This window comes from Azospirillum brasilense, from assembly GCF_001315015.1.
In the GTDB taxonomy this organism is placed as follows: Bacteria; Pseudomonadota; Alphaproteobacteria; order Azospirillales; family Azospirillaceae; genus Azospirillum; species Azospirillum brasilense.
The window spans coordinates 2,305,477-2,322,256 of sequence record NZ_CP012914.1; the positions used below are offsets into that span (position 1 = coordinate 2,305,477).

Genomic DNA, 16,780 nt, shown 5'->3' on the forward strand with positions numbered 1-16,780 from the left:
TTAGGGGGAGGCGTTTGCCCCCTCCCCGGCCCTCCCCCGCGGGCGCGGGAGAGGGCGATTGATTCCCTCCCTCGCCGACGGCGGGGGAGGGTTAGGGAGGGGGCAAACGCAACCTCACGCCGCGGCGTCGTCGCTCTGCCCCTTCAGGCGCGCGGCCAGCGCCGCTTCCAGGAACATGTCCAGGTCGCCGTCCAGCACCGCCTGGCTCTGCGAGGTCTCCACCTCGGTCCGCAGGTCCTTCACCATCTGGTAGGGGTGCAGGACGTAGGAGCGGATCTGGTGACCCCAGCCGATGTCGCTCTTGGTCGCCTCGAGCGCGGCGGCGGCGTCCTCGCGGATCTTCAGCTCCCGCTCGTACAGGCGGGCGCGCAGCATGTCCCACGCCTTGGCGCGGTTCTTGTGCTGCGAGCGCTCCTGCTGGCAGGCCACCACGATGCCGGTGGGCAGGTGGGTGATGCGGATCGCCGAGTCCGTCTTGTTGACGTGCTGGCCGCCGGCGCCTGACGCCCGGAAGGTGTCGATGCGGCAGTCCTTCTCGTTGATCTCGATGTTGATCTTGTCATCGATCACCGGAGACACCGAGACGGCGGCGAAGCTGGTCTGGCGGCGCGCCTGGCTGTCGAACGGGCTGATGCGCACCAGACGGTGCACGCCGGCCTCGGTCTTCAGCCAGCCATAGGCGTTGTGGCCGCTGATCTGCGCGGTGGCGGACTTGATGCCGGCCTCTTCGCCGGGGCTCTCTTCCAGCCACTGCGTCTTGTAGCCGTGCTGTTCCGCCCAGCGGAGATACATGCGCATCAGCATCAGCGCCCAATCCTGGGCCTCCGTGCCGCCGGCGCCGGCGTTCACCTCGATGAAGCAGTCGTTGGCGTCCGCCTCGCCCGAGAGCAGGCTCTCGATCTGGAGCTTGGCGGCGCGGTCGCGCAGCGCGTAGAGCTGGGCCTCGGCGTCGGCGACCACGGTCGCGTCGCCCTCGGCCTCGCCCATCTCGATCAGCTCCAGGCTGTCGGACAGGTCCCGCTCAAGCGCACGATAGCCGTTCACCGAGGTTTCGAGCTGGGTGCGCTCGCGCATGATGGTCTGCGCGCGGGACGGGTCGTCCCACAGCTTGGGGTCTTCGGCGTGGGCGTTCAGTTCGTCGAGACGACGCAGCGCGTTATCCCAGTCAAAGATGCCTCCTCAGCAGCGCCAGCGATTCTCTAATCTCGCCGGCGGCCGCTTCGATCTCGGCCCGCATCGCAGTGCCTCCTCGTCAGCCAGAGTTGAACCAGTGTCTTGGCCCTTATGTAGCGGGTTGGACGCGGCGTTGCACCCTCTTATTCCACAGCCTCGCCGGCTTCCGCGACGCTGGACCAGACCGGAACGGTAACCCGCCGGAGCACCACTCCGTCACCGGAGCGCCCGGCCAACCCACTCGGATGAAACCGTTTTCGCACCGCAAAACCACTTTCGCGGCGCGATTAAGGGGCAGCCCCCCGTGATAGCGTCACCAACGTTCGTGCCCGTCATCCGGCGGGCGCGGGCTGTCGGCGCCCCCATTTTCCCAACAACAAGAGCGGCCCCCCGATGAACTTCACCAGCCTGGGGTTCCTGCTGTTCATCACGGCCTTCACGGCGGGCTTCATGATGCTCGCCAGGACGCGGCTCTTCACGCCGCTGCTGCTGGTGTCCAGCTACATCTTCTACGGCTTCTGGGATTACCGATTCTGTCTGCTGCTCGCCGGCACGACGCTGCTCGACTTCTATTGCGGCCTGCGCATCGCCGACGCGCCGAACCGGGCCACCGCCCGCATCTTCATGCAGCTCAGCCTCGCCACCAATCTGGCGATCCTGTTCTTTTTCAAATACTTCAACTTCTTCATCGACAGCGCGCAGGTGGCGCTGGCCTCGCTCGGCCTCGATGTCGGGCACCGCACGCTGTCCATCATCCTGCCCGTCGGCATTTCCTTCTACACCTTCCAGAATCTCAGCTACACGCTGGACCTCTATCTCGGCCATCTGGAGAAGCCGGAGCGGTCGCTGCTGCGTTACGCGACCTTCGTCGCCTTCTTCCCGCAGCTCGTCGCCGGGCCGATCGTCCGGGCGCGCGACCTGCTGCCCCAGATCCAGAACGGCCCGCGCCACGACGTCAGCTTCGCCTTCCGCTTCGCCGGGCTGGAGAAGATCATCTGGGGCTATTTCCTCAAGCTCGGTCTGGCCGACAACGCCGCCGCCGTGGTCGACGCGCGCTTCGCCCAGCCGGAGTTCTTCAACGCGCTGAACCACGTCATCGGCCTGATCTGCTTCTCGCTGCAGATCTACGGCGACTTCGCCGGCTACTCGCTGATCGCCATCGGCCTGGCGCAGATCTTCGGCTACACGCTCTGCCAGAACTTCGCCCGCCCCTACTTCGCCTTGGGCGTGAAGGATTTCTGGCGGCGCTGGCACATCTCGCTGTCCACATGGTTCCGCGACTACGTCTACATCCCGATGGGCGGCGGGCGCACCCATTGGCTGCGCATCCGCAACCTGACCATCGTGATGCTGGTGTCCGGCCTGTGGCACGGCGCCGCCTGGACCTTCGTCCTGTGGGGCGCCATGCACGCCACCCTGATGGCGGCGGAGGACGGCCTGCGCTGGCTGGCCAAGCGCAGGCCGCTGCGGCTGAGCGGCGCGCCGCTGATGGCCGGCAAGCTGCTGACGGTCGGTCTGGTCTTCCTGCTGATCACGCTGACCTGGCTGCCCTTCCGCGCCGACGACATGCACACGGTGCGGACCATCCTGGGCATCATCGCCGAGGGCGATTTCAGCCTGCCGCGCGGCATGCAGCAGATGAGCTATCTGGTCCGCGTCGCCCTGTTCGGCCTCGTCGTGCTGATGATCGACGCGATGATCGAGTTCGGCGCCGGCCGCCGCTACGCCGGGGTCAACGTCGTGGTCCGCTCCGCCGGCTGCGCCACGCTGATCCTGATGCTCCTGCTCTTCGGCAATTTCGCCAACCGATCCTTCATCTATTTCCAGTTCTGAGGGAGCCTGTACCATGATCCGCCTTTTGGCCGTCGTCGGACTGATCCTGGGCATGGTGGTCGCCATGGACCGCGCGGTGGCGTCCTGGATGGGCGACACGCTCCTCCAGTCGTCGGACCGCTTCATGACCGTCTACCGCGACGGGCCGCCCGCCGACGTGGTGATCCTGGGCAACTCCCGCGCCGACAACCACTTCCCGGTGGAGGAGGTGCAGGCGCTGACCTGCGGCCGGGTGCTGAACCTGGGCATGGGCGGCGCCCCCACCACGGTCGGCGACCTGCTGTGGGAGGATTATCTCGACCGGCACGGCGCCCCCCGCCTGCTGCTGGTCGAACCGACGAGCGTGGTCGACGATCCCAGGGCGCTCGCCGACCTGCCGCTGCTGGCCTACTATTCGGAGCGGGTGGACGGCTTCATCCGGCAGGTCGACGCCACCATGTGGGCCTCCAACAAGCTGTTCAACACGCTGATCTTCAACAACAACCAGACGATCCGGCTGGCCTTCGACGGGCTGCACCCGACCGGCGACCGGACGCTGAGCGGCACCATGTCGCCCTTCCTCAAGGCCCAGCTCGAAAAGGCGCCGACGGAGCGGATGGAGGGTTTCCAGCCGAATTGGGACGCGCTGGACCGCATCATCGGCACGGCGCGGGAGAAGGGCACGCGGGTCGCTGTGGTCATCACGCCCTTCTTCCCCGGCTACATCGCGAAGGTGACCAACTTCGACGCCTTCTTCGAGGATCTGAAGGCCCGCCTGCCGCCCGACGTGCCGGTGATCGACACCCGCCGCGAGGTCGAGGACGAGGCCCATTTCGTGGACGCCCTGCACATCAACCAGGAGGGGGTCCGCCTGATGTTGGCGCGGATGGAGGACCGGCTGCGCCCGCTGGCCGACTGCCCCACCGACACGGCGCCTGCCGACGCCATCGCCCAGCTCCGCCCGGACACCCATACCGCCGCGCGGCCCTGAACCACCGCCCAAAAGAAAAGCCCCGCCTCCCGAACCGGGAAGCGGGGCTTTTCTTTGTCGAACCCGTCCTGTCGAACCGGCCCGGTCAGTAGAGACCGCCGGTCCCCACCGTCGCCGCGGAGGGCGGGGCCGCCGGAGCGCCCCAGCCGCCCGGCGGCTGCTGGACCGCCGGATCGCCGCCCGGCACCCCGCCGGTCCAGCCCCCGTCCGCGGCGTGAGCCGAGCCATCCAGCACCATCTGCGGCTGGTCGGGGTTCGGCTCGGTGCCGGGGATGAAGGCCTCCCAAATCGCCTTGCGCTCGCCCGGCTGGGCGAGGCGGCCGTTCTCCGGGTTGACGCGGACGAGGCGCAGGCCGCGCGGCACGCGGAACGGCGTCGCCGGCTGGTCCTTCAGCGCCACCTCCATCACGTCCTTGAACACCGGCACCGCCGCCGAGCCGCCGGTTTCGCGGGCACCCAGCGAGCGCGGCTGGTCGAAGCCGATGTAGGTGCCGACGACGAGGTCAGGCGAGAAGCCCATGAACCACGCGTCGTGGCTGTCGTTGGTCGTACCGGTCTTGCCGGCCAGCGGCTTGCCCAGCGACAGCAGCTTCGTCGCCGTGCCGCGCTGGACGACGCCCTCCAGCATGGAGACCATCTGGTAGACGGTGCGCGGGTCGTTCACCTGCTCCCGCGTGTCGGCGACGGCGGGAACGGTCAGCCCGTCGTTCCAGGCCACCTGGTTGCACGAGGCGCAGGGGCGCGTGTCGTGGCGGAAGACGGTCTTGCCGTTGCGGTCCTGCACCCGGTCGATGAAGGTCGGGCTGACCCGCTTGCCGCCGTTGGCCAGCATGGCGTAGGCGGTGGCAAGGCGCAGCACCGTCGTCTCGCCGGCACCGAGCGACATCGGCAGGTAGGGCTGGAGGTTGTCGGTGATGCCGAAATTCTCGGCCACCGCCTTCACCTTGTCCATACCGACGGCCTGGGCCAGACGGACAGTCATGACGTTCCGCGACTTTTCGATGCCGGCGCGCAGCGGCGTCGGACCGTAGAACTCGTGGCTGTAATTCTCCGGCCGCCAGATCGGCTGGCCGTGGCCGGGGTCGTATTCGAACGGCGCGTCCATCACCAGCGAGGACGGGGTGAAGCCTTGGTTCAGCGCCGTCAGATAGACGAAGGGCTTGAAGGAGGAGCCCGGCTGCCGCATCGCCTGGGTGGCGCGGTTGAAGGAGCTCATGTGCGGCGAGAAGCCGCCGACCATGGCGAGCACACGGCCGGTGTGCGGGTCGAGCGCGACCAGACCGCCCTGCACCGCCGGGACCTGCCGCAGCGCGTAGGTGCCCGCCGGCGGCTCCTTGCCCTTTTCGTCCTTGCCGGCGGCCTCGACCAGGATCAGGTCGCCCAGCTTGGCGACGTCGGAGGGGCGGCGGATTTCCGGGCCGAGCCGGTTGTCGTCGCGCTGCGCCCGCGCCCAGCGCAGTTCGGCCAGCGGCACGCGGCCGCGCGAGCCGTCCGGCAGGCCGATGTCGAGCGCCGCCGCCTCGTCGTCCTTCAGCACCACCGCCAGATGCCAGCCCTCGGAGCCGGAAGGCGGCGCCATGGAGGCGAGCTTCTTCGCCCAGTTGTCGAAATTCTCCATCTTGCCGACCGGCCCGCGGTAGCCGTGGCGGCGGTCGTACTGCACCAGCCCGGTGCGCAGCGCCTTCGTCGCCGCCTGCTGGAGCACCGGGTCCATCGAGGCGCGGACCGACAGGCCGCCCTCGTAGAGCGCCTGCTCGCCGTAGAGCTTCACCAGCTCGCGCCGGACCTCCTCGGCGAAATACTCCGACGTCACATACTCCTGCTCGTCGCGCTTGCGCACGACCAGGGGCTTGGACTGGGCGATTTTGGCCTCTTCCGGGGTGATGTGCCCGTCCTCGGCCATGCGCCCGATCACCCAGTTGCGCCGCGCGATGGCGGCGTCGCGCTGGCGTTCCGGGTGGTAGTTGCTGGGCGCCTTGGGCAGGGCCGCCAGATAGGCCGCCTCCTCGATGTCCAGCTCGTCCAGCGCCTTGTTGAAGTAGTTCAGCGCCGCCGCCGCCACGCCGTAGGAGCGGTACCCCAGGAAGATCTCGTTCAGGTACAGCTCAAGGATGCGGTCCTTGCTGAAGGCCCGCTCGATGCGGACCGCCAGGATCGCCTCCTTGATCTTGCGCGAGAAGGACACCTCGTTGGTCAGCAGCATGTTCTTGGCGACCTGCTGCGTGATCGTCGAGGCGCCCATCGGCCGGCGGTCGCGGCCGAGATTCTCCACGTTGGTCAGGATGGCACGGGCGATGCCGACGGGGTCGATGCCCTTGTGGTCGTAGAAGTTCTTGTCCTCGGCGGACAGGAAGGCGTTGGTCACGCGCTTCGGCATGGCGTCGATGGGGACGAACACGCGCTTTTCCGACGCGAACTCCGCCAACAGGCGTCCGTCGCCCGCATGGACGCGGGTGGTCACCGGCGGTTCGTAGTTGGCGAGCTTGGTGTAGTCCGGCAGTTCGTGATCGTAATGGTCCAGCATGTAGACCAGCCCCCCCGCCCCGGCCAGGGCGAGGATCACGACGGCCATCAGGGCGGACAGAATAAAGCGCATGACGGTTCCCAGACAGGCATGGCGGCGGCACCGCCGCCTTCATCCGGGACAGAGACCGGGAAGACGCGGAACCATCCGATGGGCGGCATCCTACACCGCGAGGGGCGGCAGTCCGACTCCCTCGCAGCCATGTCAGGAAAATGTGACGGCCACAAGGCGCATGCAAGAAAGTGGTGAGCGGGTAAAGCGTATGCCCGCCCGCCCCCGCCCGCATGGCTGGCGCCGGGCGGCGGTGCCCGGCGGGGCGCCTCTCAGCTCTTCTGCGCCCCGGTCAGCCATTTGAAATAGGCGTCGATGGTGCGGACCATGCCGCGGCCCAGCTTCTCGCGGTGGGCCGACTTGCTCAGCAGGCTGACGTCCTGGGGGCTCGACAGGTAGCCCATCTCGACCAGCGCGGACGGCATGTCCGGCGCGGTCAGCACGGCGAAGCCGGCCTGACGGTGCGGCTTGTTGGGGATCAGCTTGACCTCGCGGCCGAGATGCTCCAGCGCCATGTTGGCGAAGCGCTTGGAGTGGTTCATCGTGTCGCGCTGGGCGAGGTCGATGAGAATCGAGGCCACCAGATCGTTCTCGGAGGACAGGTCCATGCCGGCCAGCGCGTCGGCCCGGTTCTCCTTGGCGGCCAGCATCTCCGCCTCGCGGTCGGACGCCCGGTCGGACAGGGTGTAGATGGACAGGCCGCGCATGTTGGCGGAGCCGATGCTGTCGGCGTGCAGCGACAGGAACAGGTCGGCGTTGGCCTCCCGCGCGATGGCCACGCGGTCGCGCAGGCGGATGAACACATCCTTGTCGCGGGTCAGCCGCACCCGGTAGCGGCCGCTGCCCTCCAGCTGGCGCTTCAGCTCGCGCGCCATCGCCAGCGTGATGTCCTTCTCATAGACTCCGCCGACCCCGACCGCGCCGGGATCGACTCCGCCATGGCCGGGATCGACCACGACCATCGGCTTTTCCGGCACCGGCGCCGCCCGTGGCGGGACCGGCGGCGGCAGGGCCGCGGCGACCGGCACGATGGGGTCCCTCTTCGCCGGCGGGCGCGCCGCCTCGCGGCTCACCGACGCGGTGCTGGTGGTCGCGGCGACCGGGGCGGAGGCGGCGAATTGCGCCGGGGTGGTGCGGGCGATGTCGAGGACGAAGCGCGGCTTGAAGCCGTCGCGCGGCGGGATGAGGTAGGATTCGACCACCCGCGCCGGGCCGTCGGTCTCCACCACGAGGCGGGAGGCGCCGCCGTCGCGTCCTTCGAAGCGGTAGCGGGCGACCACGCCCTTGCCCGCCATCACCGTGTTGCCGCCCGGCCAGCTCACGTCCGGCAGATCGACCACGACGCGGTAGGGCGAGCCGTGCACCGACACGGTGAAGGGCACCGAGTCGGTGAGTTCCAGAACCAGCCGCGTCTTGTCGGGATGCAGGCCGAGCCGCGCGTTCAGGACGGACACCCGCTCCTGCACCGGCGGCGGAAAGGGCAGCGCCGCGGTGGTCTGGGCCTGCGCCGGAGCGCACGGCAGGGCGACCGCCCCCAGAAGGGCGCCCAGCGCAGCGACAATCGCGAGCAATCGGGGCATCCGTTCCATCAGAAACCACAAACCGGCAAAGCCAGCGGTCAGCTATAGCGCAGCGAAATCAAGGCGCTCAACGGTGGTTTCCGGGGCCGTGGCGGAATTGTCGGCGAGGGTGCCGTTCGTGCAACAGTGCCCTGCTTCGCCCCCATCCCGGCGGAATGCCGCCGAACCGGATGCGGTGGACCGCAACTTTCGCCGAATTCCACGTTGTGCATGGTTTCGTGCTTGTCTATGGTAGCTCTGCGACATACCGCGACCCACCAGCCCACTCTTCCGGGAGGTTTCTCTTTGGAGTGGCTGTGGGCGTCGCCCGCGGACCCCCACGGCCGAAATTTACATCATCGGGCGCGGTCCGGGGCGTGACGCTTCTGGGTTGCCGGTGGATTGGGACGAAACCTCGAAGCTGGTGCCGGCCGCAAGGCCGTTACCCGGAGGCCGAAGCCCGACCCGTCCTGGCTGCTTCGTCAGCGCCGTTCGACGGGTTAGGGGCCGGTTCCGCAGGCTTCGCTCACAACGATGACGCGCCCCGGCGGCTTGACCGTCGCGCGGGCGGCCTGGGGCGTCATGGGGATCTTGTATGGCCAAGCGCATGCTGGTGGACGCCACGCACCCGGAGGAAACCCGGGTTGCCGTGGTCAATGGGAACAGACTCGAAGACCTCGACTTCGAAATCGCCACCCGGAAGCAACTCAAGGGCAACATCTACCTTGCCAAGGTGACCCGGGTCGAGCCGTCGCTCCAGGCGGCCTTCGTGGAATATGGCGGGAACCGCCACGGCTTCCTCGCCTTCTCGGAAATCCACCCCGACTACTACCGCATCCCGATCGCCGACCGTGAGGCCCTGCTGGCCGAGGAGCGCCGGCTCGAGGAGCAGGCCGAGGCCCGCGCCGAGGCCGCCGCCGATGGCGCGGTGATGGCCGAGCCGATCCGCCCGGATGTGGTGGTCGAGGAAAATTCCCCGATGCCCGGCTCCTACGCCGAGACCGAGGGCGACGGGTTCGAAGGCGACATCCCGGCCTTCGCCACCGACGCCGGTTCGGACGGTGGTTCGGACGAGGCCGCGGACTCGGACGAGGCTCCGGAAGGCGCCGCTCCGGCCGAGAGCCCGGACGTCATCGGCGGGGACGAGGTCGAGGAGGCCCACCGCCGCCGCGCCCGCCCGCTGCGCAGCTACAAGATCCAGGAGGTCATCAAGCGCCGGCAGGTCATGCTGGTCCAGGTGACCAAGGAGGAGCGCGGCAACAAGGGTGCGGCGCTGACCACCTACCTGTCGCTGCCCGGCCGCTACTGCGTGCTGATGCCCAACACGGGCCGCGGCGGCGGGATTTCCCGCAAGATCACCAACCCGGCCGACCGCAAGCGCCTGAAGGAGATCCTGTCCGATCTCGACATTCCGGAAGGCATGGCGGTCATCCTGCGCACCGCGGGGCTGGAGCGCTCTAAGCAGGAAATCAAGCGCGACCTCGAATATCTGCTGCGCCTGTGGGACGACATCCGCGTCCAGACGCTGAAGTCCTCCGCGCCCTGCCTCATCTATGAGGAGGCGAACCTCATCAAGCGCTCGATCCGCGATCTCTACACCGATGACATCGACGAGATCTGGGTGGAGGGCAGCGCCGGCTTCAACACCGCGCGCGACTTCATGCGCATGATGATGCCGAGCCACACCAAGCGCGTCATGCAGTATCAGGACGACACGATCCCGCTGTTCCACCGCTATCAGGTGGAAACGCAGATCGACGCGATCCACAGCCCGGTCGTGCAGCTCCGCTCCGGCGGCTACATCGTCATCAACCCGACCGAGGCGCTGGTTTCCATCGACGTCAACTCGGGCAAGTCGACGCGAGAGCGCAACATCGAGGAAACGGCCTACAAGACCAACCTCGAAGCCGCCGACGAGGTGGCGCGCCAGCTCCGCCTGCGTGACCTTGCGGGCCTCATCGTGATCGATTTCATCGACATGGAGGAGCCCCGCAACAACGCCGCGGTGGAGCGCCGCCTGAAGGAGGCGATGAAGAACGACCGGGCGCGCATCCAGCTCGGCCGCATCTCCGCCTTCGGCCTGCTGGAACTGTCGCGCCAGCGCCTGCGCCCGTCCCTGCTGGAAACCAACTTCGAGCGCTGCCCGCACTGCTCCGGCACCGGCGTCATCCGCTCGGTGGAGTCCGCCTCGCTGCACGTGCTGCGCGCCATCGAGGAGGAGGGCATCCGCAAGCGGTCGTCGGAGATCACCGTCTTCGTGCCGACCCGCATCGCCCTCTACATCCTCAACCAGAAGCGCGGGGAGCTGACCAAGATCGAGGACCGCTACCGGTTCCGCGTCATGGTCCAGGCCGACGACACGCTGATCGCGCCGGACCTGCGGCTTGAGCGCGTGAAGGCCCGCACGCCGGAGGACGACGTGCCGCTGGTCAGCGCCGAGCGCGTCCTGGCCGAGACCGACCGCATCCTGGCCGCCGAGGCCGAGGAGGCCGAGGAAGAGGCGCCCGTCGTCGAGGCCGCCGAGGTCGCCGGGGCCGAGGTGGCGGAACGCGCCGACGCCGCCGGGGAGAGCGAGGGCGACCGCCGCCGCCGCCGCCGCCGCCGCCGTGGCCGCGGGCGTGACCGCGAGGATGGCCGCGCGCCGTTCGGCGAGTCCGCCGAAGTGTCCGACGAGGCGACCGAGGGCGACGAGGTCGAAGCGGAGGCTGCCGACGCCGACGACGAGACGGCGGTCGACGAGGAAGCCATCGAGCGCGCCCAGATCGACGCTCCGGAGTTCGTCATCAACGACGTCGATGTCGGCCCCGCCCACATCGAGGACGACGAGGATGAGGAGGCCGACCTGGCCGCGTCCGAGGCGGAAGACGGCGCCGACGCCTTCGAGACGAACGGCGACGGCGACGGCAACGGCGAGCGCAAGAAGCGCCGCCGCGGCAAGCGCGGTGGTCGCCGGCGGTCCCGCCAGCGCGAGGGCCTGGAGTCCGGCGAGGGTCTGCCCACCGACGGCACCGAGGGCGAGGCGGAAGCCGAGTCCTTCCCGACCGCCGTCGAGGCCGGCCGCGCCGTCAACCCGCCGGAACTGCCGGCGGACATGGAACCGGTCGAGTTCGACTGGGTCCTGACCAGCGCCGTGGCCGCCGAGGCTGCTCCGGAAACCGCCGCGGACACCGCCGCGGAGGGTCCCGCCGAGGAAGCCGCCCCGGTGGTCGAGGAGGCTCCGGCCCGCAAGCCGCGCCGTGGCCGCGCCAAGGCAATCGCCGCCGAGGCCGCCGAAGCGGTGACGGCCCAAGCGGTAACGGCGGAACCGGAAGCGGCCCCCGCCAAGCCGAAGCGCGCCGCGAAGGGCGCCGCCAAGGATGCCAAGGCCGCTGCGAAGGCCGCCGCTCCGGAGGAAACCGCTCCGCCGCCGGCCAAGCCGTCGCGCAGCCGCAAGGCGAAGACCGCAGCCGCCGAGGCCGCCCCTGCCCCTGCCCCGGCGCCGGTTGCGGCCCCGGTCGCCGAGGAGCCGAAGAAGCGCCCGGCGCGCAAGCGCAAGACCGCGGCGGACGCTCCCGCCGAGGCGGCGCCTGCTCCGGCCCCGGTTGCGGCTCCGGTCGCCGAGGAGCCGAAGAAGCGCCCGGCGCGCAAGCGCAAGACCGCGGCGGACGCTCCCGCCGAGGCGGCGCCCGCTCCGGCGGTCAGCGAGGCGCCGGCGGCCCCGGCCCCGTCCAATGAGCCGGCCAGCGCCGCTCCGGAGGCCAAGCCGCGCCGGGGTTGGTGGAGCCGCTAAGCGCGCTTCATCGCCGTAAAGACTGGAAAAGGCGCCTCGCGGCGCCTTTTCCTTTTCCTGAGAACCGCGAAGGGTCCCGACCATGAGCAAGGCCTTCACCCGGGAGAACGACTCCGCCCCCGACGACGACGAGGCCGACGATCCCAAACCCTTGCCCAAGGGCGTGAAGAACTACATGACGCCCGAAGGCTTCCAGCGCATGCAGGAGGAGTTGCGCTCGCTGCTGCGCGTCGAGCGTCCAAAGGTGGTCGAGGTGGTGTCCTGGGCCGCCGGCAACGGCGACCGTTCGGAAAACGGCGACTACATCTACGGCAAGAAGCGCCTGCGTGAGATTGACCGGCGCATCCGCTTCCTGACCAAGCGCCTGGAATCGGCGGAGGTGGTCGATCCCACGCTCCAGAAGAACCGCGACCGCGTGTACTTCGGCGCCACCGTCACCTACGCGCGGGAGGATGGGACGGAGAACACCATCACCATCGTCGGCGCCGACGAGGTGGACATGGACCGCGCCCATGTGAGCTGGATTTCACCCATCGCCCGCGCCTTGCTGAAGGCGCAGGAGGGCGACGTGGTGGACCTGCGCACCCCCGCCGGGCTGGAGCAGATCGAGGTCGTCGCCATCCGCTATCCGGGCGACGAAGCATAAAGAAGACTGGGGCTACAGAAGCCCCAGCTCCTCCAGTTCGGCGCGCAGGCCGGCGGCGCCGGAGAAACGGTGCGCCGTCATGCCGAGGACGCGGGCGGCCTCGACGTTGGCCGGGCTGTCGTCAATGAAGACGCAATCCGCCGCCGCCAAGCGGTAGCGGTCGAGCAGGAGCTGGAAGATCGCCGGGTCCGGCTTCACCAGCCTTTCATCGCCGGACACGATGATCCCGTCGAAGACGTTCAGGAAATCGAAGCGCCTGCGGGTCAACGCGAGCTTCTCCGACGAGAAGTTGGTGATGGAGTAGAGCGGCGTCCCGCGCTGCTTCAGCTCCATCAGGATCTCCGGCGTCCCGGCCATCGGGCCGGGGACCATCTCCTCCCACCGCTCGTGATAGGCGCGGATCAGCTCGCGGCAGTCGGGAAACTCGGCGGCCAGCGTGGCGACCGCCTCGTCCCACGGGCGGCCGCGGTCCTGCTCCAGGTTCCAGGCGGGGGTGCAGACGGTGTCGAGGAAGTCCTCCATCAGGTCCTCGTACCCGTCGAACAGCTCGCGGTAGAGATGCCGCGGGTCCCATTCGATGAGCACCTGCCCGATGTCGAAGACGACGGTGGTCGGCTTGGTCATCGTCAATTCCCGTCCCGGCCTCAGCCCTTGCGGGCCGCGGCGACGAGGTCCTTCATCTGGTCCAGCTTGATCGCGCCGGGGACCAGCTCGTCGCCGATGATGAAGGCCGGGGTGCCGCGGATGCCCAGCTCCTCGGCCAGCGCCTGGTTGGCGGCGATGACCTTCAGCACCTCGGGGCTGTTCATGTCCTTCTTCAGCTTGTCGGTGTCCAGCCCGACCGACTTGGCCAGCCGCTGGATCACGTCGTCGTCGAGCTGGCCGCGGTGGGCCATCAGGGCATTGTGGAATTCCAGATACTTGCCCTGCCCGCGCGACGCCAGGGCCGCCTTGGCCGCGGTCAGCGAGGCCGGGCTGAGGATCGGGAACTCCTTGAAGACGAAGCGCAGCTTGCCGTCGTCCTTGATCAGCCGCTCGGTGTCGGCCTGCACGGCCTTGCAATAGCCGCACTGGTAGTCGAAGAACTCGACCACCGTCACGTCGCCCTTGGGGTTGCCGGCGACCGGATCGGCGGGGTTCTGGAACAGCGCCGCCTTGTTCTCGGCCAGCGCCGTCTTGGCCTTCTGCTCCTCGGCCATCTTCTGGCGCTTCTGGAGCGAGTCCACGGCCTCCAGGATGATTTCCGGGTTCTTCAGGATGTAGTCGCGCACGACCTCCTCGACGGCCTTGCGCTGGGCGTCGTCCATCGGGCTCTGCGCCTGGAGGGCGGGGGCCAGCAGCCCCGTCGGAAGGGCCAGCGCGGCGGCGAGCGCCAGGGCGGCGGGGCGGAAGCGGGTCATGTCGAACTCTCTCGTGGGGAGCCAAAACGGCGCGAATCGGGGCGATACTGTGGACCGGGACGGCGGGGTCAGGCAAGACGGCTGTGCGCCGCCCAAAGGGAGGAGGCTCAGGCTCACTTGCCGCCCGCCTGCCCGCGGATGTCCTGGGCGCGCAGCCAGCCGGGAGAACCGGCGGGCAGCAGCTTCTCCGCCCGCTCCGCCTGGAAGCGGGCCATCGGCTTGTCACCGCGGGCGAAGGCCTCCTCGGCGGTGGCGTAGGCGACCATGCCGGCGTTGCCCTTCATGCTCCAGGCCTGGGCCATCAGCCGCCACAGGAAGGCGGACTGGGCCTGCGTCTTGGACGCCACCTGAAGGTTGCGCAACGCCTCGTCGGCCAGCCGGCTGTCGTTCTGCTCCATCAGCGAATGGGCCAGCGAGACGCGGATGCTGCCGGCGTCCGGCTCCAGCTCGATCGCCTTGCGGTAAGGGGCGGCGGCGTCCACCGCCCGCCCGTTCTGCAGCATCAAGTCACCCTTCATCTCGTAGAGGAAGGCGTTCTTCGGCTCCTGGGCGATCAGCCCGTCGACCAGCGGCAGCGCCTGCCGGACCTCGCCGCGCCGGAAATAGGCGTAGGCCCGGCCGTAGCGCGCCACGAAGGACGGGTCGTTCGCCTTGTAACGGCGCAACGCCCCGTTGGGGTCGAGATAGGCGTAGAGCTTGGCCTGGATGCGGTGGAACTCCTCGTTCCATTGCGCCGGAACCGGCTTCCTGCCGGCGCGCGAGCGCTCCACGAAATTGCGCACCGTCTCGATGCGCTCGCGGGTCAGCGGGTGGGTGCGGCGGTAGCCGGCGTCGCGGTCCACCAGCAGCGGATCGTCGGCGGCGCCCAGCTTCTCCAGGAAGGTGACCAGCCCCTCCGCCGAGATGCCGGACTGCTCCATGTAGGACAGGCCGGCCTGATCGGCCGAGGATTCCTGGCTGCGCGAGAAGGACAGGAAGTTGCGCTCCGCCAGATGCTGGCCCAGCATGACGCCCGCCGCTCCGGCCCCGGCGTTGCCCGCGGCGATGCCGCCGACGATGCCGATGCCCATGCCGATCAGCGAGGACAGGAAGGCGTTTTCCATCGCCTCCGACCCACGGACCAGATGGCCGCCAGCGATGTGGCCGGTCTCGTGGGCGATGACGCCGATCAGCTGCCCGGCGTCCTCCAGCCCCAGCAGCAGGCCGGTGTGCAGGAAGATGTTCTGGCCGCCGGCGACGAAGGCGTTCATCGTGTTGTCGTTGACCAGGACGATGTTCACGGCGTCCGGATCGATGCCGGCGGCCTGGAAGATTGGCCGCGCCATGTCGCGGATGATATGTTCCGTCTCGGCGTCGCTCAGGAATTGCATCTCCTGGCGCCGCTGCGCGCCCGCGGGCGGCGACCACGACAGAACCATCACGGCAACCATGGCGATGACCGAAACCAGCCTGCTGGGCTTGCGCACCGTTACTTCCTCCGCACACCGGGGCACCGGGCAGCCGGTCAAGATGCCGGTCCGGGCGCCCCATTCCACCCGCCGAATCTGGCAAGGGTTGGGCGCGATTGCCATAGCCGCATCGCTGGTGGGCGGCTGCGTCAACACGAAATACCGCACCGGCGCCCCGTCCCAGAGCTTCGTCGCGGCCGACGAGCCGCGCGCGGCGGAGATCGGGCGCGACATCATCGCCCAGGGCGGCAAGGCCGGCGACGCCGCCACCGCCATGGCGATGGCGATGGCCGTCACCCTGCCCTCGCGCGTCGGGATGACCGGCGGCGGCGTCTGCGTGGTGTTCGACGCCGCGAAGAAGGAAACCCGCACGCTCGACTTCCTCCCCCGGCCCGCCGGTGCCGGCGGGGCCGCCCTGCCCGGCTTCCTGCGCGGCGTCTACGCGCTGCAGGCCTCCACAGGGGCGATGCGCTGGGAGCAGGCTGTGGTGCCGGCGGAGCAGCTCGCCCGCTCCACCCCGGTCAGCCGGGCGCTGGCCCGCGACCTCGCCAACTCCGCGTCCCGTCTGTCCGCCGATCCGGAGGCCCGCCGCGTCTTCCTGCCGACCGGCGCGCCGCTGGCCGAGGGCGCGCCGCTGAGCCAGCCGGAGCTTGCCGGCACCCTATCGCAGGTGCGGCGCAGCGGCATCGCCGCGATGTATGGCGGGCCGCTGGGCGGTGCGGTGGCGCAGGCCGCCGCCATCGACCCCGCCGCGGTCCGCGGCTTCCAGCCGCGCTGGACCGGCACCGCGGCAATCCCGCTGGGCATCGTGTCGATGCATTTCGCCCAGCTTCCCGAAACCAACAACGGCGCCGCCCTGACCGCCGCCTGGAACGCCGCCGCCGACCTGCCGTCGGACCAGCGCGCCGCCCGCGTCGCCCAGGCGCTGGGCGCCACCGGCAGCGGCGCCTCCGCGCCCGGCGCCGGCCTCGTGGTGATCGACCATGAGGAGAATGGGGTCGCCTGCTCCTTCACCATGGGGGCGCCCTTTGGCAGCGGCCGCATGGTGCCGGGCACCGGCCTGCTGGCCGCCCGCGGGGTGGACGGTGCCGGCTTCGGGGCGCCCGGCCTGCTCACCAACGCCATCGTCGGCCGCACCCAGTTCGCCGGGGCGGCCAGCGCCGCCGGCAACGACGGCCCCGCCGCCGCTCCCGCCGCCCTGCTGACCGCCGCCCTGCCCGCCGCGCTCGACAAGGAGCCGGGCGCCGCCATCCGCGTCAGCCGCGCCTTGAGCGGGCCGGGCCGGGCCACCTTCGTCACCTGCCAGACCTCGATGGAGAGCGGCTGGAAGGAATGCCAGATTGCCGCCGACCCACGCGCCCACGCCCTGGGCATGCTGGTCGAAACCGAGCGTTGAAGTTCAGAAGT

General features: G+C 69.5%; 11 protein-coding genes. 5 read left to right on the plus strand and 6 right to left on the minus strand.

Annotated features, from left to right (window positions below; translation table 11 throughout):
• Positions 1–114 precede the first annotated feature (114 nt).
• A protein-coding gene (gene prfB / locus AMK58_RS10710; RefSeq protein ID WP_104675338.1) for a peptide chain release factor 2 occupies positions 115–1,237 on the minus strand; the annotation gives its coding sequence in 2 pieces (ribosomal slippage) (positions 115–1,167 and positions 1,169–1,237; 1,122 coding nt in all).
• Between the two features lie 329 nt (positions 1,238–1,566).
• On the opposite strand from prfB, the gene AMK58_RS10715 reads away from it, so the two are divergent.
• Together AMK58_RS10715 and AMK58_RS10720 are read left to right on the plus strand one after the other, a co-directional pair.
• Entirely contained in the window at positions 1,567–3,006 is a 1,440-nt protein-coding gene (locus AMK58_RS10715; RefSeq protein WP_035675194.1) for an MBOAT family O-acyltransferase, read from the plus strand.
• A gap of 13 nt (positions 3,007–3,019) precedes the next feature.
• Positions 3,020–3,976, plus strand: a complete 957-nt coding sequence (locus AMK58_RS10720) for an SGNH/GDSL hydrolase family protein (protein WP_035675197.1) — start codon at positions 3,020–3,022, stop codon at positions 3,974–3,976.
• Between the two features lie 85 nt (positions 3,977–4,061).
• Here AMK58_RS10720 and AMK58_RS10725 read toward each other — a convergent pair whose 3' ends face one another.
• Both AMK58_RS10725 and AMK58_RS10730 read right to left on the minus strand, forming a co-directional pair.
• Complete coding sequence (locus AMK58_RS10725; protein WP_059398877.1) at positions 4,062–6,572, minus strand: penicillin-binding protein 1A; 2,511 nt, start codon at positions 6,570–6,572, stop codon at positions 4,062–4,064.
• A gap of 251 nt (positions 6,573–6,823) precedes the next feature.
• The gene (locus AMK58_RS10730; protein WP_059398878.1) at positions 6,824–8,122 is read right to left on the minus strand and encodes an N-acetylmuramoyl-L-alanine amidase; all 1,299 of its coding nucleotides are present in this window, start codon (positions 8,120–8,122) and stop codon (positions 6,824–6,826) included.
• A 583-nt stretch (positions 8,123–8,705) separates the two neighbouring features.
• On the opposite strand from AMK58_RS10730, the gene AMK58_RS10735 reads away from it, so the two are divergent.
• Both AMK58_RS10735 and greB read left to right on the plus strand, forming a co-directional pair.
• The gene (locus AMK58_RS10735; protein ID WP_059398879.1) at positions 8,706–11,879 is read left to right on the plus strand and encodes an Rne/Rng family ribonuclease; all 3,174 of its coding nucleotides are present in this window, start codon (positions 8,706–8,708) and stop codon (positions 11,877–11,879) included.
• A gap of 82 nt (positions 11,880–11,961) precedes the next feature.
• A complete protein-coding gene (gene greB, locus AMK58_RS10740) occupies positions 11,962–12,525 on the plus strand; it encodes a transcription elongation factor GreB (RefSeq protein ID WP_035675207.1) in 564 nt (187 codons plus the stop codon).
• A gap of 12 nt (positions 12,526–12,537) precedes the next feature.
• Here greB and AMK58_RS10745 read toward each other — a convergent pair whose 3' ends face one another.
• The 3 genes from AMK58_RS10745 to AMK58_RS10755 all read right to left on the minus strand — a co-directional run bounded on the left by AMK58_RS10745 (position 12,538) and on the right by AMK58_RS10755 (position 15,391).
• A complete protein-coding gene (locus AMK58_RS10745; RefSeq protein ID WP_035675209.1) occupies positions 12,538–13,149 on the minus strand; it encodes an HAD family hydrolase in 612 nt (203 codons plus the stop codon).
• Between the two features lie 20 nt (positions 13,150–13,169).
• The gene (locus AMK58_RS10750) at positions 13,170–13,925 is read right to left on the minus strand and encodes a DsbA family protein (RefSeq protein ID WP_035675211.1); all 756 of its coding nucleotides are present in this window, start codon (positions 13,923–13,925) and stop codon (positions 13,170–13,172) included.
• 113 nt (positions 13,926–14,038) lie between these two features.
• Positions 14,039–15,391: a M48 family metalloprotease gene (locus AMK58_RS10755; protein ID WP_236778107.1), complete on the minus strand. Its 1,353-nt coding sequence runs from the start codon at positions 15,389–15,391 to the stop codon at positions 14,039–14,041.
• Between AMK58_RS10755 and AMK58_RS10760 the strand changes: the two genes are divergently transcribed.
• Positions 15,360–16,769, plus strand: coding sequence for a gamma-glutamyltransferase (locus tag AMK58_RS10760; RefSeq protein ID WP_236778108.1), 1,410 nt, complete (start codon positions 15,360–15,362; stop codon positions 16,767–16,769). The genes AMK58_RS10755 and AMK58_RS10760 overlap by 32 nt on opposite strands.
• The last annotated feature ends 11 nt before the right edge of the window (positions 16,770–16,780 follow it).